Annotated in this window: 24 protein-coding genes and 1 tRNA gene; 13 read left to right on the forward strand and 12 right to left on the reverse strand. The window is 42.3% G+C overall.

Features of this window, described 5'->3' with window-relative positions:
* Positions 1–31 precede the first annotated feature (31 nt).
* The 3 genes from AB3N61_RS14915 to AB3N61_RS14925 are packed head-to-tail and all read left to right on the forward strand — an operon-like array spanning position 32 to position 2,943.
* Entirely contained in the window at positions 32–1,804 is a 1,773-nt protein-coding gene (locus AB3N61_RS14915) for a cell envelope biogenesis protein OmpA (RefSeq protein WP_367897962.1), read from the forward strand.
* 1 nt (position 1,805) lies between these two features.
* Entirely contained in the window at positions 1,806–2,552 is a 747-nt protein-coding gene (locus tag AB3N61_RS14920) for an NRDE family protein (RefSeq protein ID WP_020769301.1), read from the forward strand.
* Between the two features lie 7 nt (positions 2,553–2,559).
* On the forward strand, positions 2,560–2,943 hold the full coding sequence (locus tag AB3N61_RS14925; protein ID WP_020769393.1) for a PilZ domain-containing protein: 384 nt from the start codon (positions 2,560–2,562) through the stop codon (positions 2,941–2,943).
* Here the strand turns inward: AB3N61_RS14925 and AB3N61_RS14930 are convergent.
* The gene (locus tag AB3N61_RS14930; RefSeq protein ID WP_367897963.1) at positions 2,935–3,783 is read right to left on the reverse strand and encodes a helix-turn-helix domain-containing protein; all 849 of its coding nucleotides are present in this window, start codon (positions 3,781–3,783) and stop codon (positions 2,935–2,937) included. The genes AB3N61_RS14925 and AB3N61_RS14930 overlap by 9 nt on opposite strands.
* A gap of 303 nt (positions 3,784–4,086) precedes the next feature.
* Between AB3N61_RS14930 and AB3N61_RS14935 the strand changes: the two genes are divergently transcribed.
* A complete protein-coding gene (locus AB3N61_RS14935; protein WP_367897964.1) occupies positions 4,087–5,010 on the forward strand; it encodes a porin OmpL1 in 924 nt (307 codons plus the stop codon).
* Positions 5,011–5,103: 93 nt separating this feature from the next.
* Here the strand turns inward: AB3N61_RS14935 and AB3N61_RS14940 are convergent, their stop codons facing one another.
* On the reverse strand, positions 5,104–7,278 hold the full coding sequence (locus tag AB3N61_RS14940) for a copper-transporting P-type ATPase (RefSeq protein WP_367897965.1): 2,175 nt from the start codon (positions 7,276–7,278) through the stop codon (positions 5,104–5,106).
* Between the two features lie 166 nt (positions 7,279–7,444).
* On the opposite strand from AB3N61_RS14940, the gene AB3N61_RS14945 reads away from it, so the two are divergent.
* Positions 7,445–8,623, forward strand: coding sequence for an MFS transporter (locus tag AB3N61_RS14945; RefSeq protein ID WP_020769164.1), 1,179 nt, complete (start codon positions 7,445–7,447; stop codon positions 8,621–8,623).
* A gap of 7 nt (positions 8,624–8,630) precedes the next feature.
* Here the strand turns inward: AB3N61_RS14945 and cueR are convergent, their stop codons facing one another.
* Entirely contained in the window at positions 8,631–9,020 is a 390-nt protein-coding gene (cueR, locus tag AB3N61_RS14950; RefSeq protein WP_020769106.1) for a Cu(I)-responsive transcriptional regulator, read from the reverse strand.
* 137 nt (positions 9,021–9,157) lie between these two features.
* Between cueR and AB3N61_RS14955 the strand changes: the two genes are divergently transcribed.
* The 8 genes from AB3N61_RS14955 to AB3N61_RS14990 all read left to right on the forward strand — a co-directional run bounded on the left by AB3N61_RS14955 (position 9,158) and on the right by AB3N61_RS14990 (position 17,348).
* Positions 9,158–9,364: a heavy-metal-associated domain-containing protein gene (locus AB3N61_RS14955; protein WP_020769403.1), complete on the forward strand. Its 207-nt coding sequence runs from the start codon at positions 9,158–9,160 to the stop codon at positions 9,362–9,364.
* A 5-nt stretch (positions 9,365–9,369) separates the two neighbouring features.
* Positions 9,370–9,792 (forward strand): hypothetical protein, encoded by a 423-nt coding sequence (locus tag AB3N61_RS14960; RefSeq protein WP_367897966.1) that lies wholly within the window; start codon positions 9,370–9,372, stop codon positions 9,790–9,792.
* Entirely contained in the window at positions 9,776–12,166 is a 2,391-nt protein-coding gene (locus tag AB3N61_RS14965) for a heavy metal translocating P-type ATPase (RefSeq protein ID WP_367897967.1), read from the forward strand. The genes AB3N61_RS14960 and AB3N61_RS14965 overlap by 17 nt, the downstream gene beginning before the upstream one ends.
* Positions 12,167–12,237: 71 nt before the next feature.
* Entirely contained in the window at positions 12,238–13,074 is an 837-nt protein-coding gene (locus AB3N61_RS14970) for an adhesin OmpL37 family surface protein (protein ID WP_020769208.1), read from the forward strand.
* Positions 13,075–13,149: 75 nt separating this feature from the next.
* Entirely contained in the window at positions 13,150–15,111 is a 1,962-nt protein-coding gene (locus AB3N61_RS14975) for a DUF4178 domain-containing protein (protein ID WP_367897968.1), read from the forward strand.
* A 9-nt stretch (positions 15,112–15,120) separates the two neighbouring features.
* The gene (locus AB3N61_RS14980) at positions 15,121–15,321 is read left to right on the forward strand and encodes a hypothetical protein (protein WP_020769151.1); all 201 of its coding nucleotides are present in this window, start codon (positions 15,121–15,123) and stop codon (positions 15,319–15,321) included.
* Between the two features lies 1 nt (position 15,322).
* Positions 15,323–16,822, forward strand: coding sequence for a polyamine aminopropyltransferase (locus AB3N61_RS14985; RefSeq protein WP_367899104.1), 1,500 nt, complete (start codon positions 15,323–15,325; stop codon positions 16,820–16,822).
* Positions 16,823–16,970: 148 nt separating this feature from the next.
* The gene (locus AB3N61_RS14990; RefSeq protein ID WP_020769110.1) at positions 16,971–17,348 is read left to right on the forward strand and encodes a hypothetical protein; all 378 of its coding nucleotides are present in this window, start codon (positions 16,971–16,973) and stop codon (positions 17,346–17,348) included.
* On the opposite strand, the gene AB3N61_RS14995 is transcribed toward AB3N61_RS14990, so the two are convergent.
* The 9 genes from AB3N61_RS14995 to AB3N61_RS15035 form a co-directional block, all read right to left on the reverse strand.
* A complete protein-coding gene (locus tag AB3N61_RS14995) occupies positions 17,323–19,347 on the reverse strand; it encodes a PP2C family protein-serine/threonine phosphatase (protein WP_367897969.1) in 2,025 nt (674 codons plus the stop codon). The genes AB3N61_RS14990 and AB3N61_RS14995 overlap by 26 nt on opposite strands.
* 11 nt (positions 19,348–19,358) lie before the next feature.
* A complete protein-coding gene (locus AB3N61_RS15000) occupies positions 19,359–19,838 on the reverse strand; it encodes an EVE domain-containing protein (protein WP_020769085.1) in 480 nt (159 codons plus the stop codon).
* Complete coding sequence (ftsH, locus tag AB3N61_RS15005) at positions 19,835–21,811, reverse strand: ATP-dependent zinc metalloprotease FtsH (RefSeq protein ID WP_020769354.1); 1,977 nt, start codon at positions 21,809–21,811, stop codon at positions 19,835–19,837. Before ftsH ends, AB3N61_RS15000 begins: the two co-directional genes overlap by 4 nt.
* A gap of 263 nt (positions 21,812–22,074) precedes the next feature.
* The gene (gene pth / locus AB3N61_RS15010; protein WP_020769266.1) at positions 22,075–22,638 is read right to left on the reverse strand and encodes an aminoacyl-tRNA hydrolase; all 564 of its coding nucleotides are present in this window, start codon (positions 22,636–22,638) and stop codon (positions 22,075–22,077) included.
* Positions 22,639–22,680: 42 nt separating this feature from the next.
* Positions 22,681–23,304 (reverse strand): 50S ribosomal protein L25/general stress protein Ctc, encoded by a 624-nt coding sequence (locus AB3N61_RS15015; protein WP_020769343.1) that lies wholly within the window; start codon positions 23,302–23,304, stop codon positions 22,681–22,683.
* 18 nt (positions 23,305–23,322) lie between these two features.
* Positions 23,323–24,264, reverse strand: a complete 942-nt coding sequence (locus AB3N61_RS15020; protein WP_367897970.1) for a ribose-phosphate diphosphokinase — start codon at positions 24,262–24,264, stop codon at positions 23,323–23,325.
* On the reverse strand, positions 24,261–25,016 hold the full coding sequence (locus tag AB3N61_RS15025) for a sugar phosphate nucleotidyltransferase (RefSeq protein WP_367897971.1): 756 nt from the start codon (positions 25,014–25,016) through the stop codon (positions 24,261–24,263). Before AB3N61_RS15025 ends, AB3N61_RS15020 begins: the two co-directional genes overlap by 4 nt.
* Positions 25,017–25,041: 25 nt before the next feature.
* Positions 25,042–25,117: transfer RNA gene (locus AB3N61_RS15030), tRNA-Gln, on the reverse strand.
* A gap of 10 nt (positions 25,118–25,127) precedes the next feature.
* A complete protein-coding gene (locus AB3N61_RS15035) occupies positions 25,128–26,021 on the reverse strand; it encodes a 4-(cytidine 5'-diphospho)-2-C-methyl-D-erythritol kinase (protein ID WP_020769005.1) in 894 nt (297 codons plus the stop codon).

The raw sequence follows: 26,021 nt of genomic DNA on the forward strand, positions 1-26,021 counted from the left end.
CATTTTTTCTCGGAAGGAATTTCCTAGTAGCATGTTCGGAAAAAATTTTCCTTTTTTAGGTCTTCTTTGGATCTTATACGCTACCTCGATTTCCGCAAATTCGCTCATCAGCACGGAATCGGGCTCATTCTCTCCGAACTGGGATGGGGTCTCGGATATTCTGCGATTCAAGATCCAAACTTCTTCTTTGCCCAAACTTCAAGATTGGGAGCTTACGATTAGAAGCGCCTCCGGGGAAATTGTACGAAAATTCGAAGCAGGTAAGATCCGCAAAAAAGGATTCACACTTTTTTCAGACGAGAATGAATTCGCTCCGGAAGATATTTATCTACCTTCTATCCTAGAATGGGATGGGGAGAATGAGAACGGCGTTCCCGTGGGAGACGGATATTATACCTATCAGTTATTTTTGCTAACAGCGAACAAAGAAAGGATCCTTTCCGAAGAGTCCACATTCTATCTGGACGCAAGACCTCCTAAAGCGGAAGCAAATTGTAAGACGAAATTACTATTAAGCGAAGATAGGAATTTGTCCAAGATCATCATACAACAGAAAACTTCCGGAGAATCAGCGGACATTTTTATCGGAGAATTTTTGGACCTTGAAGGCAGGTCCTTAAAAGCTTATACTTGGAGAACAAGGGAAGTCCCATTTCAACTCGTTTGGGACGGAACGGATTCCAACGGTAAACCTGTCGCTCCGGGGCTTTATACTTATAAACTTACCGGTAGAGATCCTGCAGGGAACGAATCCATAGACAAGATCGAAAATCTGACGATAAAAAACGAATCTTCCGGAGTTGATCTAAACGTAGAAGGATATCTATTCCCTTCGGATCCGAACAATACGTTAAATCGCATTAAGTTTTCCTCATACGTTTCCTCCAAATTAAAATCGGATTCCTACGAATTGGAAATTTTTAAGAACGAAGTAAAAGAGGACAATTTGGTCTTCTCCCAAAGATCCTTAGGCGAACCGCCTGCTGAATTGTTCTGGGAGCCCAAAAACAGGGAAAACAAACCTTTAGGACCGGGAGTCTATTTTTATCGTTTAACCGTCCATAATAGATACGACAAACACATCAGCGTTCCTAAAAAATTCCAGCTTTCCGATCAAAAACCGAAATTCTCCTATGATGTTTCTCCAAACGGTTTTACTCCTGATGGAGATTGGCAAAAAGATCTGGTAGAGATCCGTCTAAGATCAAAAGGACTTCCAATCGTATCCTGGAAGATCAATATTATGGAATCCTATTATGATGGGGAAAAGCAGGAAGAAAGAGTCGTCCGAAGCTGGAACGGGACGGGAAACGGTCCGGATAAATTGATCTGGTACGGATTAGACGATCAAGGTAGAAGAATAGGATCTCTTGCCGAACTAAGATTTGTTCTCTCTTATAAAGACGTATTCGGCGGAGAAGAAGAATTGGAACTAGGAGATATCAAAACGGATATCCTGGTCGTAAAGGAAAAAGAAGGTTTCAGATTCTCAATCCCGAATCGGATCTATGAGGACAAATGGTGGACCTTACCTTCTAAACTAAAATCGGTCTTAAACAAATTTCCGGGATATAAAGCCGAACTGCAAATCCACACTTCTCATCGAGGAGACGACGAATACAATCTAAGAGCTTCCGAAGAAAAAGCGAAGAAGGTATTCCAATCCTTATTCGGAAAAGATCATGAATTCGGAAGATATAGATTCAGAGGATATGGAGAAACGCTCCCTTTGATCCCGGGCAACGGAGCTTATGAAGTGGATCGGAACGAAAGAATCGATTTTTTCTTAAGCGTAGGAAAATAAAATGTGCACTTCTTTGATCTATAGGGATCCGGAGAAAGGAATACTTGGAGTCGGATTCAACCGAGACGAATCTGTAAAAAGGAAACCTTCTCTTTTTCCCCAACTACTCGAATCCAATTCCGGAAAAGCCATCGCTCCCATCGATGGAGAAGCAGGAGGCACTTGGATCGGAGTCACCCAAGCAGGGGAAATTATCTGCCTAGTGAATTACTACGAAGCTACCTTAAAATTACTGCGTAATCCTGTAAGTCGAGGATTATTAGTCCGCTCTATATTGCTTGGAGAAAGAACTCCCGAGTCTTATACCGACTCCGAACTGGAAAAATATTATCCGTTCAAACTTTTCAAGGTAAACGTCGAGAAGACAGAAATTTTTATCTGGGACGGTAAGACTTACGTAAAAGAAACGGACTCCGAAACATTTGCCGTTTTCGGAAGTTCTTTCACCCAAGGCCCAAAGGCACAAGTCGTAAGAAGAGAAACCTTCGATTCACATTTTCGTCCGTCCTCCCTTCCGGATGCCCGAGGTTTTACAAACTTAGCAAAGTCCTTCCTGTCTTCTCACCTACCGGAACAAGGCGCTCTATCTCCTTGTATGCATAGAAGAGACGCGCGTTCCGTCTCCAGGACAGTAATCGTTTTGGATGGAACTTCCGTTTATTTCTCTTACAAGAATTCCCAACCTTGCGAGGAAGGACCCGAAGAGGATTATAATTTCACTTTGACTGAATTTCGAACTTCTGCATGATTGTCGTATGGCGGGCACTAATTCCCTTTTCGACGATAAATACGAATACCGGGACCCTTCTCAACAGAAGAGGAAGAACGCTCGCGTCAAGATCACTATAGACGGTGATTTTATAGTTAAGGGTAAGACCCAGAGATTTCCGGTATTCATCGTTGATATAGGAACTGGGGGAGCAGGCATTGAGACCCGCACTTCCGTTTTTGAAGGAGACCGCATCATCCTATTCGGAAATATCAACGGCAAAAATATGGAACTTGAGTCTGAAGTGATCCGAGTTTCCGGAAAAAAAGCCAACGTGATCTTCATCAATCTTTCCGACGAGGACAAGGATCTTATCCAAGACTTGATCCATAAAAAATTCTTCGACAAAGATAAAAAGCCTTTATCGTAAAGAATGGCGAATTCCATTTATATCTTCTTCCGTTTCTTTCGGATTTTTCACAAGTATCCTCGGCCTTTCCCATTCTCTGCTTAGTAGAATATTGGAAGGTTTCTGACCGCAAGCAAGGCGGAAAGATCTACTAAAATGTGCGGCATCCGCAAAACCTCCCATAATAGAAGCCTGGACCAAATTCCTTCCGGAAGCAAAACAATCCGCCGCTCTTCTGATCTTAAGATACATTAAAAATCTTTTTAAGGATATTCCGATATTCTCATAAAATAAATGTCTAAATCTACCGGGAGACAAACCCACTTTTTTAGATAAATGTAATAGATCTATCTCGGAAGGAAGATCGGATAAATTTTTTAAATATCTTACGATCTCAAAGATCCTAGGATCGATTGGAAGAATTTCGGTCTGAAAACCGGGAAGATCCTCCAGAGACTCGATCAAATCCTCCGTAAACTCCGTTGCAATTTCATAATCCACGTTTCCGCGAATAATCTGGCTTGCTTTCTCTTTCAGATCCGGAAACATTTCCGCATCAAAATGTAAAATTCCTCCGGATAAATTCGCCCGGATACGAGCAAATTGAGAAGAACTAGGATCTACCAAAAGCACAATCGCACCTGTTCCGGAATAACGCACTTTATGCAGTAAATTCGGAGGAACTAATGCGATACCGAAATGGATCACCTCTTTTCCCGGTAGAAAAATTTCGGAAGGTCTTTCCAAGGAAACCGCGATCTTAGCAGTACAATTTCTATAATATGATCTGCTATTTTCTCGATACGGTCCGAAAAGAGAAGAAAAGAAAACCATTTCGTCCGAAATCCATAAAAAGTCCATATGGCTTCTCCTGTAAAAAAGTCAGCCCAATAAGTTCCCCTTTAAAATCTTTTTTAATCGAACGTTATAAAAAACCCGTTCAAACAAACGTGAGTCGATTGAACAATAGAGGCCCGATTTAAAATACATTATATTTTTATAATTTGTAACCCAAGGCTGGACTTTCCCTTTTTTATTTGAATATAAAGGCTATAAGAAGACAAGTTCGACCTCCATATTCAATCCTTTTTTGCCTCCCCATTTAAAAATCGTTAGATGTAAAATTTTTTAGGTGTATGGATGAAAAAATCAAAAGGAAGGTTTATGAAAAATCAATCCGTACAAAAAACTACAAAACGAAAACAGAATCTCAAAACGTTAGGAATAATGACGTTACTAGTATTCACTTCTTCCATCCTCGAAGCTAAGACTTACGTTTTCGGAGGTTTAGGACTTCAATTCAATTTGGGAGCACTTGGAGATACGATCACCAAAGACGGATTAGAGTCTTCTACAAACTACCCTGACACTGCTACAGACGGTACTCCAGGAATTCTACCAAGGCGTCTGATCGTTCCGGAAAATAGAATGATCACCTTGGACAAAAGTACGAACGGACTTATCAGTGCTAAAACTGGAGGTCCTATGACAGGGCTTGTGCTTTCTTTCGGATACGAACAAGATTTCGGAAAAGCGTTCTTCTGGAGAGTAAATGCCAATTATACCCGTAAGTTGTTAGGTGGAGAAAGCGAGGCCAAATTTTTAGGAGCAAAATTCGCGGAAACAAACTGGGACTATAATGCGGTGCAGATCCCATTCAATATTGGAATTAAATTAAACGTAAGTGATGACGCTTCCTTTTACATAGGAGGTGGAGTTCATTATTTCAAAGGAGGATGGACTTTAGGGGGTTCTAACTTTTCGGAAGTAGTGCATGATCAGTTAGTCGCCTTAGGAGTAAGCAGCAATATCTCAAATCTTCTCCAAGACGGAACGGATCCGCCTGCGATTTTTGAGAACACTCGGTTCAGCGTTTCGGGTGTTGCACCCAACTGGATCGTAGGAGCGCAAGCTCGTTTATCAGACAAGGGTCATATCTATATTGAAGCCGAGACCTTGTACTCGTTCAAATACGGAATAGCTCATCCAAGTTCCATCGGAGGGATCGCAGGGCTTGCGCCTAGCGTATCTTATCCGATCGTATTAGGAGGAACCCAATACAGGGTTGGATACAAACACGAAATCTAAAAGCGAAAAGGTGTAGGCAAAAATATCCGCTCTTTAAACGTATCGTAGCAAGAAGGAAGTCCTTCTTGCATTTTTTTTACCCGTTTGCAAAAATCATAATTTTGTTTTTCTGAGATGAAGTGCATTCATCACTACCGAAACGGAGCTCAGGCTCATAGCAGCTCCTGCGATCATTGGAGAAAGTAATATTCCGAATAAAGGATATAATAATCCGGCAGCGATCGGTATTCCCAAAAAATTATAAGCGAACGAAAAGAATAGGTTTATTTTTATATTCTTCATAGTCGCTTTGCTCAAACGGATCGCTTTAGATATTCCTAATAGATCCCCTTTGACCAAAGTAATGGAGGCACTTTGAATGGCGATTTCCGTTCCGGATCCCATAGCGATCCCAACGTCCGATTCGGAGAGTGCGGGAGCATCGTTAATTCCGTCGCCTGCGACTAATAGGATCTCGTTTTTTTTCTTAGCCGCTTTTACGATCTCTTTCTTCCCTTCCGGACTTAATTCGGAATAGATTTCCTTGATCCCTATCTGATCTCCAACTTTTTGGGCGGAAGTTTTTGCATCTCCCGTAAGCATCACGATCCTAATTCCAAGTGCTCCGATATCCGAAACCGCTTTTGGAGTAGTCTCTTTGATCGGATCTGCGACTGAAATGATACCTATATATTTTTCGTCCTCACCGACCCAAACCACCGTTTTCCCTTGGTTTAAAAAAAGTTCTTCTTTTTTTAGAAGATCTTCCGGTATTTCTTTTACGTTCCAATATTTTTTCTTTCCTACGTAAGCGGATTTACCCTCTATCTTACCCGTTACTCCATTACCCGTAATCGAAGAGAAATCGATCACATCCGGGAGTTGAACGTTAGACTCGTCAGATTTACGAACGATTGCTTTAGCGATCGGATGTTCGCTCCTTAATTCTAAAGCAGAGGCTAATTTTAAGATCCGCTCATTTTCCGGATAAATTTCCGTCACTCGAGGACGCCCTTCCGTCAATGTTCCGGTTTTATCAGTGAATAAAACTGTGCCCTTCTCCGTTTTTTCCAAGGCTTCCGCATTTCGAATCAAGATACCGTTCTGAGCGCCAATGCCTACTCCCACCATTACGGAGATAGGAGTTGCAAGGCCTAATGCACAGGGACACGCAATAATCAGAACGGATAATGAATTTAAAACCGCATAAGAAAGTGAAGGTTCCGGACCGAAAAAGTACCAAACAAAAAAAGTAATAACAGATAGAAGAAGCACGAAAGGAACAAGCAAGCCTGCGACACGGTCCGCCAAACCTTGTATCGGCGCTTTGCTTCTCTGAGCTTCTTCGACCATATGAATGATTTGTGATAGAGCAGTTTCGGATCCTATCTTATCCGCCCTTAAAATGAAACTTCCGGTTTGATTCACTGTGGCTCCGAATACACGATCCCCTTTTTCCTTTTTTACAGGAAGAGGTTCTCCGGTTAGCATGGACTCCTCGACATAGCTGGAGCCTTCCTCTATCTTGCCGTCGATCGGGATTTTTTCCCCGGGTTTAACTCTAAGTCTGTCTCCTACTCGGATCTCTTCAATTTGGATCTCTCTTTCCGAATTTCCTTCCAGCAAATGAGCGGTTTTAGGAGACAATCCTAAGAGCGCTTGGATTGCACCTCCTGTCCTTCGTTGCGCTCTAGCCTGAAGATATTCGCCTAATATAACTAAAGTGAGAATAACGGAAGCCGCTTCAAAATACAAAGCCGGTTTACCATGAGATTGAAGAGAGTCGGGAAAAAAATCGGAAAAGAAAAGAGCCGCAGTCGAGAACAAGTAAGCCGCTCCTACTCCAATCAAGATCAGACTGTACATATTCAGGTTCATACTCTTGAAAGAGGTGATCCCCTTTTTTACTAAAAAGAATCCTGGTCCCCAAAATATGAAAGAAGATAAGACAAATTGTATCCAATCTCCAAGGCCGAAAGTGAAATCGGAAACGAAATGAGGAAAAAACATTTCCGACATCGCCAAAAAAAATAAGGGAAGAGTTAAGATAGAAGATATTACAAACTTGCGAAATAAAGAGAGGATCTCCTTATCTTCCGCATCCGAGTCAGGCTCTCCTCCTCGAGGTACCAAAGACATTCCACAAATAGGACAATCTCCCGGTTGGTCTCGGCGTATTTCTGGATGCATAGGACAAACATATTCTATTTTTCTGAATGGCTTTATAGGTTCGGAAACCTTTTGTGTTGCCGGATGATGAGTATGTTGGTGATGAGCATGTTCTTCCATAATACCTTCCGCCTTTTATTTCCTTACGTCAGATCCTATACCTAAAAGGAAAACTGGTTTTTTCCGTTCGGAAGGACCGATATTATCCAAAAAGATACGAAATTCTTTTATTAAAAAATCCTTTTTTATTCGGATTACAACTAGCATTTATCAAAAACGAGGAACAATGAAAAAAATCACGAAAGCCGTCTGGATACTCTCCTTGATCAGTCTTTTTACGGACATATCCAGCGAGATGTTGTATCCGATCATGCCGCTTTACTTAAAGAGTATTGGATTCTCCGTGGTCCTGATCGGCGTATTAGAAGGGTTTGCGGAAGCGATCGCCGGACTCAGCAAGGGTTATTTCGGAAAACTTTCGGACCAAAACGGCAAACGGGTCCCTTTTGTTCAGTTCGGCTATTTATTAAGTGCGATATCCAAACCAATCATGGGATTTTTCACTTTTCCACTTTGGATCTTTTTATCCAGAACCATGGACAGATTAGGAAAAGGTATTAGAACAGGCGCAAGAGATGCATTACTTTCGGACGAGGCAACACCCGAAACCAAAGGTAAGGTATTCGGATTCCATCGGTCCATGGATACATTAGGAGCGGTTATCGGACCTACTTTCGCTCTAGTCTTCCTATATTTTTATCCGGAGAATTATACTGCTCTATTCTTTATCTCGGCGGTCCCCGGTCTTTCCGCATTCTTGGTATCAGGTCTTTTGAAAGAAAAGAACAAAACTGACCAACCTGTCGAACGGGAGAAAACCGACATTCTCTCCTATTTTATCTATTGGAAGAATGCTCCGAGCTCATATAAAAAATTAGTGATCGGTCTTTTAATCTTTGGATTGGTCAATAGTTCCGATCTTTTTCTTCTCTTAATGGCAAAGGCCAAAGGTTTGGGCGACTCTCAGATAATCGGAATATACATATTTTATAATCTAGTTTACGCTTTGTTTTCTCTTCCGGCAGGCATCATAGCGGACAAGATCGGGCTCAAACCTACGTTGGTCTTCGGTTTATTCACATTCGCTTTGGTTTATGGCGGAATGGCCTTTGCGATAGATCAGATCCATTTTTATTTCTTATTCTTTTTATACGGGATATATGCCGCTAGTACGGAAGGGATTTCCAAGGCATTGATCTCTAATTTAACTCCCAAATCGGATTCCGCCTCCGCAATCGGCACATTTGCAGGATTGAATAGTATTGCAGCTTTGATCGCAAGTAATTTGGGAGGATTGATTTGGTTTTACTCCGGGCCTAAGAGTATGTTCATGTCTGCCTCTTTAGTTTCCATTGCTGTTTCATTCTATTTTATTCGCCTTTCGATCAAAAAGTCAGAAGATTAGAAGGAACTCATTCTCCTTCCAATTCTTCTAAAATAGGACAATCAGGTCTATGATCTCCGTGACAATGTTTCGCTAAATGAGCGAGTGTATCGCACATGGATTGCAATTCCAAAATTTTGGCCTGCATTTCTTTAACATGTGCCATAGCCAGAGATTTGACCTGAACGCTTGCTCTGGATTTGTTTTTCCAAAGTCCCAGCAATTGTTTGATCTCGGATAAAGAAAATCCTAACCCTCTTGCCCTTTTGATAAATCTCAACGTATGTATATCTTTTTCCGAATACAATCTGTATCCTGATTCCGCACGAATGGGTTTGGACATTAATCCTATAGATTCGTAATGCCTGACTAATTTCGGGTTTACCCCGGATAATTTGGCGACTTCTCCGATATTCATAAAATTTAAACCTTCCAATGATTAGAAGGTTTAAAAAAACAATTTTTTTTAAAAAAAAGGTTTTTTTTCGGATTCGGGCCTTGACCTTCCCATCATTGGAAGGTTGACAATGGGATGATAGATCAAGGAGAAATAAAATGTACAAGATCAAATTATCAGGGATGACCTGCGATCATTGCGTAAAAACGGTAACAAGGACAATACAATCCTTCGATCCGACAAGTAAACCATCCGTCGACTTATCCTCACAAACCGCCCATTTTGAGACTGCGAAAGACATTACCACATTGTCCTCAAAATTGGAAGAAGAAGGATATCCTGTTCTTTCCATAAATAAGGAGTAAATGTTATGAACCAAAAAATGATCTTTATTGCAATTTTGGTCTTTCTTTTCAACTTTCCAATTCTTTCGCATGGAGAGAATAAACCGGGACCTCACGGAGGATTGATTAGAATGCCAGGAAATTTTCATGTCGAGATCTTGGACTTGGGAAATTCAAAGTACCAGATCTACCTTCTGGATATAAATTTCGAAAATCCGAGTTTAAAAAGCTCATCCTTAGTCGCAAAACTAAGAACCTCGGAAGGTTACAAAAATCTATCCTGCGAAGCTGCGAAAAATTCCTTTATTTGTACAGGAGATCCTAAGTCAAAGAAAGCCAAAAAAGAACTAATTCTTTTTGCGAACCGCGAGAATTCCAAAGGATCGGAAATCAAATTAGAATTACCTCTCAAGAAGGATAACGGAGATAATCATGAACATAAATATTAAAGAAAACGAAACTTCTTCCTTCACCCAGGAAGAAAAAACATCCGAAATCACTTTGGATCTTTTCGGCATGACCTGCGCCAACTGTGCTAGAAGAATTGAAACAGGACTAAGCAAGGTTCCGGGAGTGGAAGAGGCACGAGTAAACTTCGGAAGAGAGACCGCATTCGTTAGATTTAAGGACCCGATAGAACCTTCAGAATTATTTTCCAAAGTAGAGTCCCTAGGTTATTCCGCAAAATGGCATTCTGAAAATAATTACAAGGAAACGGAAGAACTACATAAAAAGGAAAGATCGAAATTAAGATCCAGATTTTTAATCTCTCTTTTGTTTACGGCTCCGCTATTCTATTCGATGGTTTCTCACTTTTCGTTTTTAGAATTTTTACCGAATCCGAAATTGCTCATGCATCCGTGGGTGCAATTTCTATTGGCATTCCCAGTACAATTCTGGATCGGTTTTCCATTCTATAAAAGTGCGTTTAGAGCGATCAAAAACGGAAGTGCAAACATGGACGTGTTGGTTTCGTTAGGGACTTCGGCTGCTTTCGGATATAGCTTTATACTTTCTCTCTTGAAAGGAAAACAACAAGGAGATATACTCTTTTCTTCCTTATGGATAGAAGGAGCACATATACACTCGCTTCCACCATTATACTACGAAACCTCCGCAGTGTTACTTTGTTTTATACTCGCAGGAAAATGGATGGAAACGGAAGCAAAAGGAAAAAGTTCTTCGGCAATTCAAACTTTGTTGGAATTAAAACCGGAAACGGCTCGCATTAAAAAGGAAGAGATTTGGTCGGAAATCCCGACAGAATACGTAAAAAAAGGAGATATCCTGCAAGTCAGGCCCGGAGAAAAATTTCCGGTAGATGGAGTTGTGACGGAGGGTTTTAGCTCCGTAGACGAATCCATGTTAACAGGAGAAAGTCTTCCTCTAGATAAAAAGAAAGATAGCCAAGTATTCGGAGGGACTGTTAACGGGAATGGAAACCTAATCATACAAGCGGTCTCGGTCGGGTCCGAAACAGTGCTTGCATCCATCATCAAAACGGTTGAAGAAGCGCAAAGTTCCAAGGCGCCGATTCAAAAGATCGCAGATAAAATTTCCGCCGTATTCGTTCCGGTAGTAATTTTGATCTCTTTATTTAACTTTCTATTATGGTTCTTCTTTTTAGAGGCGGGCAATTTAGGATCAGCTTTGGAAAAATCGATCGCGATTCTAGTGATTGCCTGTCCTTGTGCTTTAGGACTCGCTACTCCGATCTCGATTTTAGTCGGAACAGGAAAAGCTGCCGGCCAAGGGATCCTATTTAGGAATTCGGAAGTTTTAGAAACCGCAGCTTCCTTAAATCTGATCGCATTCGATAAGACAGGGACCATCACAGAAGGAAATCCTTCCGTGACGGATTATAGGTTTGTCGGAGACGGATCGGAGCTACTTTCTTTTTCCGCATCCGCAGAGTCTGCTTCTTCCCACCCTTTAGGTAAAGCGATCGTTTCTTTTGTAAAAGCAAAAGGACTTCCTGTCCATTCTCCGGAGAACTTACAGACGATTCCGGGACTCGGGATTACTTCTCAAGTAAACGAAAACAATATTAAGATAGGAAAACTGGAATTTTTTGACCGAAAGGAAAATTTCCCGAAGGATCTATTAGAAATTTCTAATTCTTGGGAGAAAGAAGGAAAAACGGTAGTCTGGGCAAGATCAGAGAATCCGGGAGTTGTCAACTCAAACGGCACGGCCAGGCCTTCCGCAAGTGCGCCCGGCTCCACTGTAAATTCGACTGTAGACGGCGATCTTGGAGCTCCGACATGGATCATTTTTTCAATAGAAGATACAATCCGTAAAAATGCAAAATCCGCTTTGAAAAAATTGGATTCTCTCGGGATCGAAACTTTACTACTTACCGGAGACCACCTGTCCGTGGCAGAAAGTATCTCCTCTAAGGTCGGGATAAAAAATGTTCACGCTTCTCTTCTTCCGAAAGATAAAGCTGAGATAGTTTCCGACCTGCAAGCGGAAGGAAAAATCGTCGGCATGACGGGTGACGGTATTAATGATTCGCCTGCCTTAGCAAAGGCTGATGTAGGAATCGCTATGGGCACGGGAACAGGAGTCGCAATCGAGACGGCGGGTGTGGTTTTAGTAAAAGGAGATCTTGAAAAAATTGCCGAGGCAATCCTGATTGCAAAGGCCACCACGGGAAATATCCGACAAAATTTTTTCTGGGCATTGGCTTATAATACTCTTGGAATTCCGATAGCGGCAGCCGGACTTTTAGCTCCTTGGATTGCAGGCGCGATGATGGCATTCAGTTCCGTTTCCGTAGTCTTGAATGCGCTCCGACTTAGGAAAAAGGACATAAGATAAAAAATCGTTCAGTAAAATTTATCTCGTAAAGGGGTTCAATTTGGACCCCTCTTATTTCCGAAAATCCTAATATGGGACCGAAAAGAAATCGTATATACGTCATTCTTCTTTTCGCAATTCTGATCCTGCCTTTTGGACAACCGAAAGCAGACTTGGACAGTAATCGAGCCACCGCTTTAGTCCGTGTCGAAAGAGGATTAAAACAAAACGAATTTCATCTAAAAGCGATCAATAGCACTATCTCGAATTATGGAACTGAAGATGATAAGATATTGTTCCGCAGATGTTTGCAGCATCATATCGAGACATTTACCCTATACTTACAATTCGATCTCGCACACTCTTACGATGAAATGCGCCAAACCCAAAGATTATTGGTGATATTATACTCAAAGGCCGTGGAAGCCTCCGCAGCCAACGTGAGAAGAGAATTGGATTTTTTATCCAAATTTGCGCTTAGGACCAAAGACGCGGAAGCAAGACATCATTTGGAAATGGGTTATAGAGAATACGGGGCATCCAACCAAAAAAAAATCATAGCAGACAACACAAGACCTTATTTGCCAGGAATCAAGACACAATACCTCTACGAAGCTTTGAAATTATTAAAACAATCCAGGGAATACGTAGTTCTTCTTTCTCTAAAATTTCTCTCCGATTTCGAGCCGGATCTGCAAACCACCGAATTCGAAGAAATTTATAACGAGATCAATCGCGCAATGTTCAGCAAGGCGGACTATTATAATCGCATCCATTTCGATAACCATTTTCACATTTTCAATTCCCCGAACCTATACGAAGCTACTTGGGAAAATCCTGGCTTGCAAGAATTGGAAAAGGCCTTAGGAGATATAGATCCAGCCAGCGATCGGGCAAGAAGAATGGCGAAACGCTCCGTTATCCCGTAAAAATTCAGGAAATTTCTTTCGAAGCCGTAAAACCAGGATTGACAGAGTATCCTCCCGAAGTTATCACCTTTCTTTGTGTCGGAACTAAGTTGTCCCAATTGCGGAGCCCCAGTACCCATCATCAATAAAGCTTCCGTTTACGCGGTTTGCTCCAGTTGCAAAACTCTTTCCCTCAAAAAAGACGTGAATCTGGAAAAGATCGGAACTGCGGGAGAACTCGCCGACGATCATTCCATTATTCAACTCGGGACCCAGGGAAATTATAAAGGCACTCCATTCCGAGTAATCGGAAGGATCCAACTCAAATTCGAATTAGGATTCTGGAACGAATGGCATCTTATGGAAGGAGATGGAAGTTCCGCCTGGTTAGGAGAAGCCCAAGGTTCTTATTATTATACAAAACTAAATGTTGGAATTCCTACAGACAAGTTCCCAACCATAGAAGGTGACGGGGACCCTATCGTAATTGCTTCAGGCAGAAGAGAAAAGATCACTCCGGGGGACATTTTTTATTTAGGGGAAAACTGGACCTTAAAAGAGATCATGAAAGCGACCTGCATAGGCGGAGAAGGTGAACTCCCCATTGGGTTCCAAACCGGATACGAAGCGGTTCTTTTGGATCTTGCAAGCGAGGATGGATTATTCGGTACCTTAGACTACTCTGAATCTCCTCCATTATTATTCTCCGGAAGTTTTGCTCCATTAGGAGAATTGAATCTAACCGGACTTAGGCAAGAAGAAGTCGCGTACAACCAAGCGCAGATCCCTGCAAAGACCATACAATGTAAAGGTTGCGGGGCCTCTCTCAATCAATTCAGTCCTGATTTCTCCAAATCTCTGGCTTGCGAATATTGCGGATCCGTAATGGACACAGAAAGTGATGATCTAAAGATCATCGCTAAATTCGATCAGATTTCCAAAGAAAACGTTCGTCTTCCATTAGGAACTCCCGTTAAGCTTCCCAACTTTCCCGAGTCCAAAGTCATCGGGATCTTACGAAAATCCACGGAAGTGGACGATGAGACTTATACTTGGACGGATTATCTTCTCAGATATAGAGGTGGATACGCTTGGCTCAATGAGAACGGGGATAATTGGACCTACTTTGAACCTTTGCCCGGAGTACCCAAATGGGCTCCCGGATTGAAACGTATCTTCCAGAAAAGATCCTATAAATGGTTCGCAAATTCGGATGCCAATACGGATTTCGCATTGGGCGAATTTTACTGGAAAGTTTCCGCGGGAGAAAAAGCACAACTCGAAGATTATATCTCTCCTCCGTATATGATCTCCTCCGAAAGAACGGATAAGGAAATTTTCTGGTCCAAAGGGACTTTTATTCCGTTCGACACAATGAAGTCTGCTATCCCTCTGGATACCGCTTCTAAATTAAGAAAACCTGAAATAGTCGGCGTATGCGAACCGAATCCTTTTAAGATCAGACTAAAACGGAATTTATGGGTGGCGTCGATCCTCACGGCCGTATTTTTTGTGTTCCAAGTATACGGATGTATAAAGGCCAAAAACCAAGTAGTCTATGAAGGAAAATTCAAATACGTCCAAACTTCTATGCCGAATACGGATATTGGCAGTACGAATTTCAGGGATAATTCTTTCGTAACCGAGGTGTTCGAACTAAAAGGAGAATCAAGCGAGAATGTGGAGATTCAGATCGAAGCTCCCGAATTGGACAATAAGTATCTTTTCTTCTCGGCCGTATTGATCAATGAGGATACGGACACGGCATACGATACCTCTATAGAAACCAGCTATTACCATGGGGTAGATGACGGAGAATCCTGGTCCGAGGGTTCCAAATCCGATTCAAAATCATTAGCGGAGATCCCTCCAGGAAGGTATTATCTTAGACTGGAAAGCCAATCCGACTTCCCCGTGGGTTGGGGTTCCGATTATAACGTAAAGGTGATAAGAGATGTGATGAGCCCAGCTCCATTCTTCTTATTTTCCATTTTCTTATGGCTTCCTTTGATCTATACTTTTTTCAGAAGTTATTCTTTCGAATCCAAAAGAGTTTAAGGATTTATTATGTGGAATTTTATAAAAGGCCTTGTTTATCCTTTGTTTGCAGCTTCATTAGGGCTGGGATTTTTTTCGGAATATACAAAAGGGGGAGCCTCCACGGATTTCGAAGAAGTAAGCCAAGTTCCTAAAACCGTGAGACAGAATCCTGGCATCTACCGGTCTCACTACGCTTGGTTCACTAGAAATTTCCCGGGGGGAAAATAAACTGCAGAGAGCCTTATTAATCTCCGTCTTAATCCTTTCTTCTTGCGGCTTAGTATACGAGCTACTAGCGGGCACTGTTGCGAGTTATCTACTCGGAGAAACCGTGACTCAATTTTCTTTGGTCATCGGAGTTTATCTATTTTCTATGGGTATCGGAAGTTGGCTCTCTAGATATCTAATAGAAGATCTGATCCCTAAATTCTTGGACGTGGAACTCGCCTTGGGACTATTAGGCGGATTCAGCGCAGCGATTCTGTTTTTAAGCTTTGGGCAGACTAGGATTTTCCAAATCCCCCTCTTCAGTATCGTAGTGGCAGTGGGCACTTTGGTAGGAATGGAGATACCCTTGCTTCTTCGTATCCTAAAGAATAAATTAGGATTTCGTGATATGGTCTCCAAAGTGCTTAGCTTGGATTACGCCGGAGCACTTTTGGCTTCCTTGGCATTTCCGATATTTTTCGCACCTAAATTGGGAATGGTGAGAACTTCTTTCTTTTTCGGATTATTGAATGCAGGAACCGCACTATGGGGAACATTCGTTCTTCCATTATCCGAAAAACATAAAAACCTATTAAGAGCAAAATCCGCTCTGGTATTGACATTGTTAGGATTAGGTTTCGCGTTTTCAGAGATGATCACTTATTATAGCGAAGAAAATCTTTTTTCGGACGAGATTATCTATTCTAAACAAACCAATTTCCAAAAGATCATCGTCACCAGATACAAAAACGAACTCAGGCTTTTTTTGAACGGGCATCTTCAATTCAGTTCCAGGGACGAATATAGATACCACGAAACATTGGCTCATCCGGCCCTTCTATCTCACCCCAACCCTAAACGAGTATTGGTTTTGGGGGGAGGAGACGGACTCGCAGTCAGAGAGATCCTAAAACATCCAGGTATAGAATCCATCACCTTAGTGGATCTGGATCCTGAGATGACGCGTATTTTTTCGGAGCAACCGGTTCTCATTGAGATTAACGAATCTAGTTTAAAAAACCCTAAAGTACAAGTCCAAAATGCGGATGCTTTTTTATGGTTAGAAGAATCGAGTTCGGTATTTGACGTGGTACTCATAGATTTTCCGGATCCGAGTAACTTCTCCATAGGAAAATTATACAGCACAGCATTTTACAGAAGTTTAAAACGAAGACTTAACGAATTTTCAGTCGTAGAGATACAATCCACTTCCCCGTTATTTGCCAGAATGTCTTTCTGGTGTGTAGAAGCCACTCTCAAAGAATCAGGATTTAATACCAGAGCCTTGCATGTATACGTTCCTTCTTTCGGAGAATGGGGATTTATTTTAGGAAGTGTGGGGAAATTGGGAGGATACAGAAAAGATCTCCCAACCGGATTAAAATTCCTGAATGAAACAGAATTAAGATCGATTTCGGAATTTCCGCAAGATATGTCCAAGGTACCGACTGAACCGAATCGTCTGGACAACCAAAGTCTCGTACGCTATTACGACCAAGAGTGGAATCGGATCTTAGATTAAAAAGATCCGGAACTTCCTCCATTTATAAGGTTCCCAAATTTTAAATAGATCCCGATTTTTCTAATCTAGGATCCTTTTAAAAAAAAATGGAAAGAACTTCCCGAAACGTATAATAAGATAAAAATTGCGGAAAAGAGGACTTTTTCGGATGAATCGTAAACTTAAAAATTTCCCCTTCGTTTTATTATTCCTATTTAGTGTTTCCGCTTCCTATGCTAAAACCGCAACTACGGAAACCACGTTGCATGATTTTATGGAAGATTATACCAAACCTGCTTCCAAAAAAGCTAAAAAAGGAGATAAGGCCGCTCTCGAAAGGATCTTAAAAGAAATCCCGAACTGGGCCTTGGACGAACAAAAAACAAAATGGAAAGAGATCACCGATGCAGCTTTTGCCTCCGGAGATCTGGAGTCTTCCTGCAAAAATTGTCATAAAGAATATAAAAAAGAATATAAAAAGAGCTACAGAAAACGCCCGATACAAGTTTCCAACGAGTTGATCAACTTTTTGAAAAACTCGAAGTAATTTCCTTTTTTGGACTCTCATCGGGGATCGGCAAATAATCTAAGACAAGAAACGTTAGATCGTCCTCGAAATGTTTTCTATTTCCCGCAAATCTTCTCACGGTAGTAAACAGTTCCTCTGCCAATTTTTCACCGGGAGAATCCATTAAATCACTTAACAATTTATAAAATCTTTGGAATCCGAAAATTTCCCCGTTTTTACTTCTGGCTTCCGTGATCCCGTCCGTATAAATGATCAAACGATCCCCCGGTTTCATTTGGAATTCTATCACGGAATTTTTAAGATTCGGATCCATTCCCATGATCCAACCTGGCAAAAAGATCTCCTTGGTATCTCCCGATCCCTTGTCTATTGCAACAATGGGAGGATGTCCCGCGTTTGAATAAGTTACCTTTCCATTCTCAGGATCGATGAGTAGGTACGCAGCGGTGATAAAATGTTTCCCGTATTTGCCGCTTAAGGATCTATTGATACTTCTTAAAACTTCCGCAGGATCTTCATTTTTTCTTGATTCGATAGAAAACGCCAACTTGACCATAGAAGAAATGATCGCAGCGGGAACTCCATGACCGGAAACATCGGATAAAAAGATCCCTAACTTGCCGGATTCCAAATATTGGAAATCATAGAAGTCCCCTCCGACCGAACTTGCAAATTCACTTCGTACGGAAAGTTTAAGATTTTTTACTTCCGGCAAACGGTCAGGAAGAATGGACTCTTGCAGCTCTCTTGCGATCTTAAGCTCTTGCTCTATCTCTGTTAACTTTAACTGGCTTTCATAATTTTCCAATCGAGCTTGCAGGGAATCTTTCTCTAACGTTTTGATACGATCCGCCAAAGCGAATGAAAGAAGTGTCATTTCTACCAAGGAACCGAACTGCGCGGACCAATGTGTAAGTTCCGTATCCTGGATAATGGACAGATTCCTAAGAGCGGTGATCAGGACAAAAAGTATGAGTACCGACCAAGCCAAAAGGAAATAACGTGCAGGACGATACCCCTTTCTCAATCGGATCGCAGCCGAATAGATCACCAAAACCGCAGCCAAAAAAGGATACCAGGAAACGGCCCAGATCATAGGGCCGTAAATGTTAGGGAATAAAGATGCGAAAAATCCCAAAATCGCAACGCCGGCCAATATTAAGAAAGCATAATTCTTCCAGCCGGTCTCCCTTTCCATATGCAAGAAAGAACGGGTAAACAAAAGGGAAAATGCCACTGACAAGAATGCAAAACCTGTCAGATAATCGTTCCAAGAAGTAGCTGGAGCCGGAATTAAATACTGGGCCCCCACTCCTGTAACCGCCATTTGCCAAAGTCCATAGAACAACAGATAGAGAACGTAGAAAAAATAACTGGAGTCTTTAACCACGAAGGAAAGAAATCCGTTATACACTAACATAATCCCTATCGCCCCGAAGAAGATCCCTAAAAACAAATTCTCCATTTGGATATGAGCTGCGAATTCCTTGGGAGCCCAGGCCTGAAAATTCAAGACCAAAGACCTTCTGGTCGAAGCGTGGATCAAAAATTCTTCCTGTTTGTTGGGAGGAGTTTCTATTAAGAATGCAGGTTGGATATAGGACATCCTAGTATCCATGGAGAGTTCGGACCAGGCCCATCCTTGCGGACTCCATACCCTTTCAAAAACTGTGAGATTTTCCATCCCAGGGTTATTCAAGACCAAGTACCAGGAAATCGTTCCTTCTTTAGGGGGAGCTTGTATCTTGAACTTTATTAAAAACTGATCGTCGGTGAAACTGAAAGAGAGGCTGTCCGTATCCACTCTTGTCCAATCACCTGTTTCTAAATCTATTGGAGCCTGTACTTCTCCGGGACGTATCTTTCTGATAAAAGTGAATTTATTTATCGGAGTCCCGGACATAGAACCGGAGATCGGAAAAACGGGAACATCTTCCTGAGAATATAGTGAGTCTATGCTCAAGATGACGATCAGCAAAATGAAGCTGAAGTTCCGAATTTTTCGGAAAATATTCACAAAAAATCTCCCTAACCGAGGAGACTTTTTGCCCCGGCCAATTTACAAATATACTGAAAATGTTCTTCGCTGACCGGTTGGATCGAAAGTCTTCCCCCCGGCTGCAAAAGGACCATTCCTTCTAGTTGCCCGTGGGATCTTAATTCTTCTAGCGAAATTGGGCGAGAAAATTTTTCCTTAAATTTCACATCCACCATGAACCAGGTCGGTTTTTGCGGATCACTTTTTGGATCATAATACTTATGTTTCTTATCAAAAGCGAAATGATCCGGGTATCCTTCTTTGACTACTTCCGCAAGTCCTGCGACATGAGGAGGTTTACAACTGCTATGGTAGAATAGGATGAGATCCTTCTTTTTGATCTCATCCCTTAGGTAATTTCTTGCGCCATAACCTCTGACTCCCTCCCAAGGAGCTGTTTTGCCGGGAGAAGAAGCCAGGGTATCTATGGAAAAAACGTCGGGCTCGGTCTTAAAAAGCCAGAATTTCATTCTATGCCGGTAGAATATGCGGGTTTGCTCGGAATTTCTCCCGCCTTCTCCTTTTTGTTAGAACGTTCCGTTTTCTTTTTAGTTTCTTCGTGAGCCGGATGAACAATCGCCATCAACTCATCATGAGAAACCGTTTCTTTTGCCAGAAGAGCCTTCGCAAGATTTTCAAACTTGGTGGAATTCTTACGGACTAGTTCCCGACCTTTGTCGAGGCAGGTCTGCACTATATTTCGGATCTCTTTGTCGATCATGGCTGCAAATTCTTCGCTATAAGCCTTATTACTTTGGCCCATATCCCTGCCCAAGAAAGGGCTCTCATGACCGCTTCCGTAATTGATCGTGCCTAGTTTTTCGGACATTCCCCAATCACAGACCATTCTTCTTGCGATATTTGTAGCCTGTTGGATATCGTTGCTGGAACCGGTAGAAGTCATTTTGAACTTATACTCTTCTGCGATGAACCCGCCCATACAAACTACGATCTGGTCCAACCAATATGCTTTCGTATGAATATGTTTGTCTTCCGTAGGAAGGGACTGAGTAAGACCTAATGCCCTTCCTCTCGGAATGATGGTCACCTTATGAACAGGCTCGGTATAAGCCAAAAGTGTTCCTAAGATCGCATGGCCTGCTTCGTGATACGCGATTACTTCTTTTTCCTTTTCGGAAATAAAGAAGGATCTTCGCTCAGGGCCCATCATGACTTTATCGCGAGCTTCCTCTAATTCTTCTTGGGTTACACGTTTTTTATTCTTACGTGCGGCAAGTAGAGCGGCTTCATTAATCAGGTTAGAAAGATCCGCACCAGTAAATCCAGGGGTTCCTCTTGCGATGGAATTCAAAGAGATATCGCTGGTTAAAGGAACTTTTCTAGAGTGAACTTTTAGGATCTGCTCTCTTCCGTTCAGGTCCGGAAGGTCCACCATTACCTGGCGGTCAAATCTTCCCGGTCTGAGTAAGGCCGGATCTAAAACGTCAGCACGGTTTGTAGCTGCCATTACGATCACACCTTCGTTTTTCTCGAATCCGTCCATTTCGACAAGCATCTGGTTTAGGGTCTGCTCTCTTTCGTCGTGACCACCACCCCATCCGGCTCCTCTCAGTCTTCCCACCGCATCGATCTCATCTATAAAGATGATACATGGAGAATTTTTTTTACCTTGGTCGAAAAGGTCTCGAACACGAGAAGCTCCCACACCTACGAACATTTCTACGAAGTCGGAACCGGAGATACTGAAGAATGGTACACCCGCTTCTCCGGCAACGGCTCTAGCAAGAAGTGTTTTACCTGTACCGGGAGGGCCCACTAAAAGAACTCCGGTAGGGATCCTTGCACCCATTGCTTGGAATTTTTTAGGGTCTTTTAAGAATTCTATAATTTCGACCAATTCTGTTTTGGCTTCTTCGCAACCTGCAACATCGGCAAAACTAACTTTTACCTTTGGATCCACAGTCATCTTTGCTTTGGATTTTCCGAAGGAAAACGCTTTGTTGCCGGTAGACTGGACCTGACGCATAATAAAAAAGTAAAATACGAAAATGCCGATCACGGCGATCAGAAGAAAGGAACTTAACATTCCGAACCCATGCCCGTTCTCGGAAGGAACTACTTCCAGATCGATATTCGTTTTTCTTAAAGAAGTAAGGAATTCTTTGTCGATAGGAGCAATTCTGGTCTCGAATCGAACGGGGGTTTTTGCAGATCCTTCTTCGAACGGTTCGTAACAACCTTTGATCATATCCCCTTCTAATATCAGCTTGTCACAGCCGGGGAAATTAGAGTCAGAAGTTTTAACCAGTTTACCTTTCGGCTTGGAAGAAGTATCCGGTTCTACCATATTCATAAATTGGGAAAAAGGTAGTATCCGAGGTTTTCCCAGAGCAGTTTGTATCTGCGGTACTAGAAGTGCTAATCCTAGGATTACTAAAATGAAAAGTATAAGTAATCTAAGACCTTTATTATTGTTATTCATGTGTAACTCCCAAGCTCCGCCATCTCTTCGGAGCCACATTCTTCCCGTAGATTAGACTAAGGGAAGCAGGCTTGAACCTGCCGGAATCGTAAACCGGTGATGCTATTTGGAAACCGATTTCTTGGAAAAGGTTCCCCATAATCAGAGTCCCTTTTTTTCCGGAAAAGTAAAGGATTTTTAGATCTCGACGGAACCGAGAGAAAAATAAGATGGAAGGCATTCCGGACCCAAGTCCGGAATTTTTTTTGAGAAAAAATCAGACCTTACAATCTGTATTTTTCGATCACGTCTTCTATATCACCCAAACTAATGGAACGAATTGCTGCTTCTGCGTCATTGATGATCTGGATCAAACTTAAGTTCTCTAAAGGTTGGAAATCTTCCTTCAAAAATCCGTCCAGATTAGAACCATCAAATTCGTCGTTGCCGATCCCTATCCTGATGCGGATAAAATTAGGAGAACGTAAAGACTGGATCACGGATTTGATCCCTGGATTTTCGTTCCCGTTCGCTCCCTTATCCACTACAATTTTACCCAAGGGTAAGGTCCAATCTTCGTGGATCACAAGAATATCCTGTACCTGAATTTTCAGGAAGGAAGCTATGTACAGAACGGATTCGCCCGATAGATCGCTGAAGGTCTGAGGTTTTAATAATACGACCTCTTCTCCCTCGAAATCACCTCTTCCGATCAAAGACTTTTTCTTTTTAGTCTTGATCTCGACGTTGATATTATTGGCGATCACGTCCAAAATTTTGAAGCCGATATTCGCTCGATTATTATTGTATTTATCTCCGGGATTACCCAATCCGACGATTAGCTTCATACAATAACGTACTCCAAATTTTTAGATCTCAGGACGGGGAAATTATTTCCCTTTTTTACCTGCAGGTTTTGCTCCAGCAGCTTCCTTAGCTTCCGCTCTTTCTTGAGCGAGTAAAGCTTTGGTTTTTAGCACTGCTGCTACGATCGGATCTCCGTTAACTAAAATTTCCCAGCTTGCAGGAACTTTTAAGTTACTAACTTTGATAAAATCGCCTACATCTAGATCGGTTACATCTATAACTAGAGTTTCAACCAGATCCTCAGGAACGGTTTTCACTCGGATCTCATGGATTAAATGGTCGAATTGACCGCCCATCTTAGAACCTTTTGCGGTTCCTTCAGTGCGAATTCCGATCTTAGTAACGATTTTCTTTCCAGGTTCTACTTTGTAGAAGTCTACGTGACGGATCCTGTCGATCTCTGGGAAACGTTGTACTTCTTTTACGAAAACCTTTTGGCTTCCTTCTCCTTCCACTTCCAACTCGATCAGAGTGGATTGGCGGATCCCGGAATGAACTAGTTTTTCAAGTTCTTTCTCGTTTACGGAACCGGAAGCGGCATTTCCGCCTCCGATAATGTTAATAGGAACCTGTCCTGACTCGCGAAGACGATTGTTTACGTTCTTGCCGGTTTCAGTCCTTTTTTTAACAGCTAATTTGTGGCTCATGGTCTTTACCCTTGTTTCTTATATAAATAGATCGCTGACCGATTGATTGGTCGATATTCTCTGGATCGCAGCCGCGAATAACGGAGCTACGGAGAGAGTTTTTAACTTTGTGATTCTTTTGGATTCCGGGATCTCAATCGTATTGGACAATACGACCTCAGTAAAAGGAGTAGAGTTTAATCGATCGATAGCTTCTCCGGAAAGTACTCCGTGCGTAGCTGCACAATATACGGACTTAGCTCCGTTCTTTAAGAGAGCATCGGCCGCTTTGCAGATCGTTCCCGCAGTGTCGATCATATCGTCCAGAAGGATACAATTCTTACCTTCTATCTCTCCGATCACGTTCATCACTTCGGAGACGTTCGCTTTCGGTCTTCTCTTGTCTATGATCGCTAATGTTGCGTTCACTTTTTTACCGAAGGATCTGGCTCTTTCCGCACCCCCTGAGTCGGGAGAAACGATGACTAGGTCTTCGAACTTTTTACTTAGTATATATTCTACCAGTACCGGGCTGAAATGTAAATTATCCACAGGCACTTTGAAAAAACCTTGGATTTGGTCCGCATGAAGATCCATCACGATCACTCTAGTCGGCCCTAAGGTCTCGATCAGATCTGCAACCACTCTTGCGGAGATCGGTACTCTCGGTTCCGCTTTTCTATCTTGGCGTCCGTAACCGTAATAAGGGACAACCACCGAAATACTTTTTGCTGAAGCGCGTCTTAACGCATCCATGATCAAAAGTAATCCCATCAAGTTGTCGTTTGCCGGAGCAGAAGTGGATTGGATAACGAATACGTCTCTTCCTCGAACGTTCTCTTCTATTTTAACCGCGATCTCTCCGTCGGAAAATTTACGAAGATTGATCTTGCCAGGTTCGATCCCAAGCTCTTGGCAAATCTCAATTGCGATCGTACGATTGGAGGATCCTGAAAAAACCGCAATATTAGAGCCGCTCATTTTGCAACCGCTCCATTCAAAACTGCCGTTAAGTTTTCCAGGTCTGCAGGAGAATTCACACCTTGGCTTTCTCCGCTGTTTTTAAGAATCACTGCGCCCAACTTTTTTCCTTCTTTTTTATACAACTCTACTAGATCAGGAAGATAATATTCTCCCTGAGCGTTGCTGTTTCCTATTTTTCTAAGAGATTCGAAAAGGATTTCGGAACTGAATACATAAGTCCCGGTGTTGATCTCGTTTATTTTTTTCTGTTCCACGTCTGCGTCTTTTTCTTCGACGATTGCGATTACTTCTCCGAAAGAATTACGAACGATCCTTCCGTAACCGGTAGGAATATCTACCTTTGCGGAAAGAAGAGTAGCGGAGAAGTCGTTTTGGACATGTGTGGAAACGAGAGAACCGAAGGTGTCCCCGGTGATCATCGGCACGTCCCCGCAAGCTACGAGGATTGGGCCTTTATGGGATTTAACTAATTCTTCGGCGCTTAATACTGCGTGAGCCGTGCCTAATTGCTCTTTTTGTTCGGCGAAACGAATACCGGGAATTCCTGCACATAGCGCTTGGACTTCTTCTTTTTTATAGCCTACAACTATGACTATGTCATTGATCCCTGCTTCTTTGAGGTGATCGATAACATGGTTTAAAAGGGGCTTTCCATTTAAAGGAACAGCCACCTTTGGGAGCTCCGTCTTCATGCGGGTTCCCTTTCCCGCAGCTAATACTACGGCGACTGCTTCCTTTTTGGCGTCCATTCAGTAATCCGGTGAAATCAAACAGTGGCTGGGCCGATAGGATTCGAACCTATGAAATGGCGGTACCAAAAACCGCTGCCTTACCACTTGGCGACGGCCCAGTTTCATTCTTTAATAATTAAAGCTTACAAACGTAAGGTCGGGAAATTCCGTTTGCATTTTGGCTAACAGCTCTTCCCGTATCTCCAATCCCTGCACCAAACCGTAGATACAAGATCCGGATCCGGTTAAGGAGGAGTAACTAGCTCCATTCGCCAAAAAACTTTCCTTTAATTTCCCTAGCTGGGGAAACTTTTGGAAGGCAAGAGGCTCGAAGTCGTTTACGAGCTTTTCTCTCAAAGCCGCCCAATTCCCTTCTTTTAAAGAAAACTCGACGTCATTGCCTAGAGAAATCCATCTTTTCGAGGCAGGGTCGGCTTGTAAAGGCTTTTTGAGACCTGCGTACATCTCGGCGGTTGAGAGTATCTGAGGAGTTAATGCCAGAATTCCTTGTCCAGGATGCACTTCTATGTCCCTCAAGATCTCACCTTTTCCGGACACCAAACAATGATTTTCAGATAAGAAGAAGGGAACGTCGGATCCGATCTCGGCCGCCAATTTGAAAATATGATCCGAATGAAACTCCGGACTCAAACCAAAATAAAACGAGAAAAGAGAGGCGGCATTTGTAGATCCCCCTCCAAGACCGGCAGCCGGAGGAATTTTTTTAGTCAGGTGGATCCTCACACCCGGGAGCTCCCTGTAATGAGCTCTGATCTTGGAGAAAGTTTTAAAAAGAATATTCTTACTTAAATCTCCTCTCTCGGAGACCTCGTCGTACAAACGCCTTTTTTCCAAAATGATCTGGTTATTAGAAACCAATTCGAAAGATCCGGGAGAGATCGGCTCTATTTGGATATCATCTCCCCAATTCAAACGTAAAAATACACTTCGAATCTCATGGAATCCGTCAGGCCTTTTGTACGGGATCTCTAATCCCAAATTGATCTTTGCGGGAGAAAGCAA

Source organism: Leptospira sp. WS58.C1, assembly GCF_040833995.1.
GTDB classification, from domain to species: domain Bacteria; phylum Spirochaetota; class Leptospiria; order Leptospirales; family Leptospiraceae; genus Leptospira_B; species Leptospira_B cinconiae.

Coding starts and splice junctions, on each gene's coding strand:
- AB3N61_RS14915 (WP_367897962.1), top strand. CDS start 32: ATGTTCGGAAAAAATTTTCCTTTTTTAGGTCTTCTTTGGATCTTATAC.
- AB3N61_RS14920 (WP_020769301.1), top strand. CDS start 1,806: ATGTGCACTTCTTTGATCTATAGGGATCCGGAGAAAGGAATACTTGGA.
- AB3N61_RS14925 (WP_020769393.1), top strand. CDS start 2,560: ATGGCGGGCACTAATTCCCTTTTCGACGATAAATACGAATACCGGGAC.
- AB3N61_RS14930 (WP_367897963.1), bottom strand. CDS start 3,783: ATGGACTTTTTATGGATTTCGGACGAAATGGTTTTCTTTTCTTCTCTT.
- AB3N61_RS14935 (WP_367897964.1), top strand. CDS start 4,087: ATGAAAAATCAATCCGTACAAAAAACTACAAAACGAAAACAGAATCTC.
- AB3N61_RS14940 (WP_367897965.1), bottom strand. CDS start 7,278: ATGGAAGAACATGCTCATCACCAACATACTCATCATCCGGCAACACAA.
- AB3N61_RS14945 (WP_020769164.1), top strand. CDS start 7,445: ATGAAAAAAATCACGAAAGCCGTCTGGATACTCTCCTTGATCAGTCTT.
- cueR (WP_020769106.1), bottom strand. CDS start 9,020: ATGAATATCGGAGAAGTCGCCAAATTATCCGGGGTAAACCCGAAATTA.
- AB3N61_RS14955 (WP_020769403.1), top strand. CDS start 9,158: ATGTACAAGATCAAATTATCAGGGATGACCTGCGATCATTGCGTAAAA.
- AB3N61_RS14960 (WP_367897966.1), top strand. CDS start 9,370: ATGAACCAAAAAATGATCTTTATTGCAATTTTGGTCTTTCTTTTCAAC.
- AB3N61_RS14965 (WP_367897967.1), top strand. CDS start 9,776: ATGAACATAAATATTAAAGAAAACGAAACTTCTTCCTTCACCCAGGAA.
- AB3N61_RS14970 (WP_020769208.1), top strand. CDS start 12,238: ATGGGACCGAAAAGAAATCGTATATACGTCATTCTTCTTTTCGCAATT.
- AB3N61_RS14980 (WP_020769151.1), top strand. CDS start 15,121: ATGTGGAATTTTATAAAAGGCCTTGTTTATCCTTTGTTTGCAGCTTCA.
- AB3N61_RS14990 (WP_020769110.1), top strand. CDS start 16,971: ATGAATCGTAAACTTAAAAATTTCCCCTTCGTTTTATTATTCCTATTT.
- AB3N61_RS15000 (WP_020769085.1), bottom strand. CDS start 19,838: ATGAAATTCTGGCTTTTTAAGACCGAGCCCGACGTTTTTTCCATAGAT.
- ftsH (WP_020769354.1), bottom strand. CDS start 21,811: ATGAATAACAATAATAAAGGTCTTAGATTACTTATACTTTTCATTTTA.
- pth (WP_020769266.1), bottom strand. CDS start 22,638: ATGAAGCTAATCGTCGGATTGGGTAATCCCGGAGATAAATACAATAAT.
- AB3N61_RS15015 (WP_020769343.1), bottom strand. CDS start 23,304: ATGAGCCACAAATTAGCTGTTAAAAAAAGGACTGAAACCGGCAAGAAC.
- AB3N61_RS15020 (WP_367897970.1), bottom strand. CDS start 24,264: ATGAGCGGCTCTAATATTGCGGTTTTTTCAGGATCCTCCAATCGTACG.
- AB3N61_RS15025 (WP_367897971.1), bottom strand. CDS start 25,016: ATGGACGCCAAAAAGGAAGCAGTCGCCGTAGTATTAGCTGCGGGAAAG.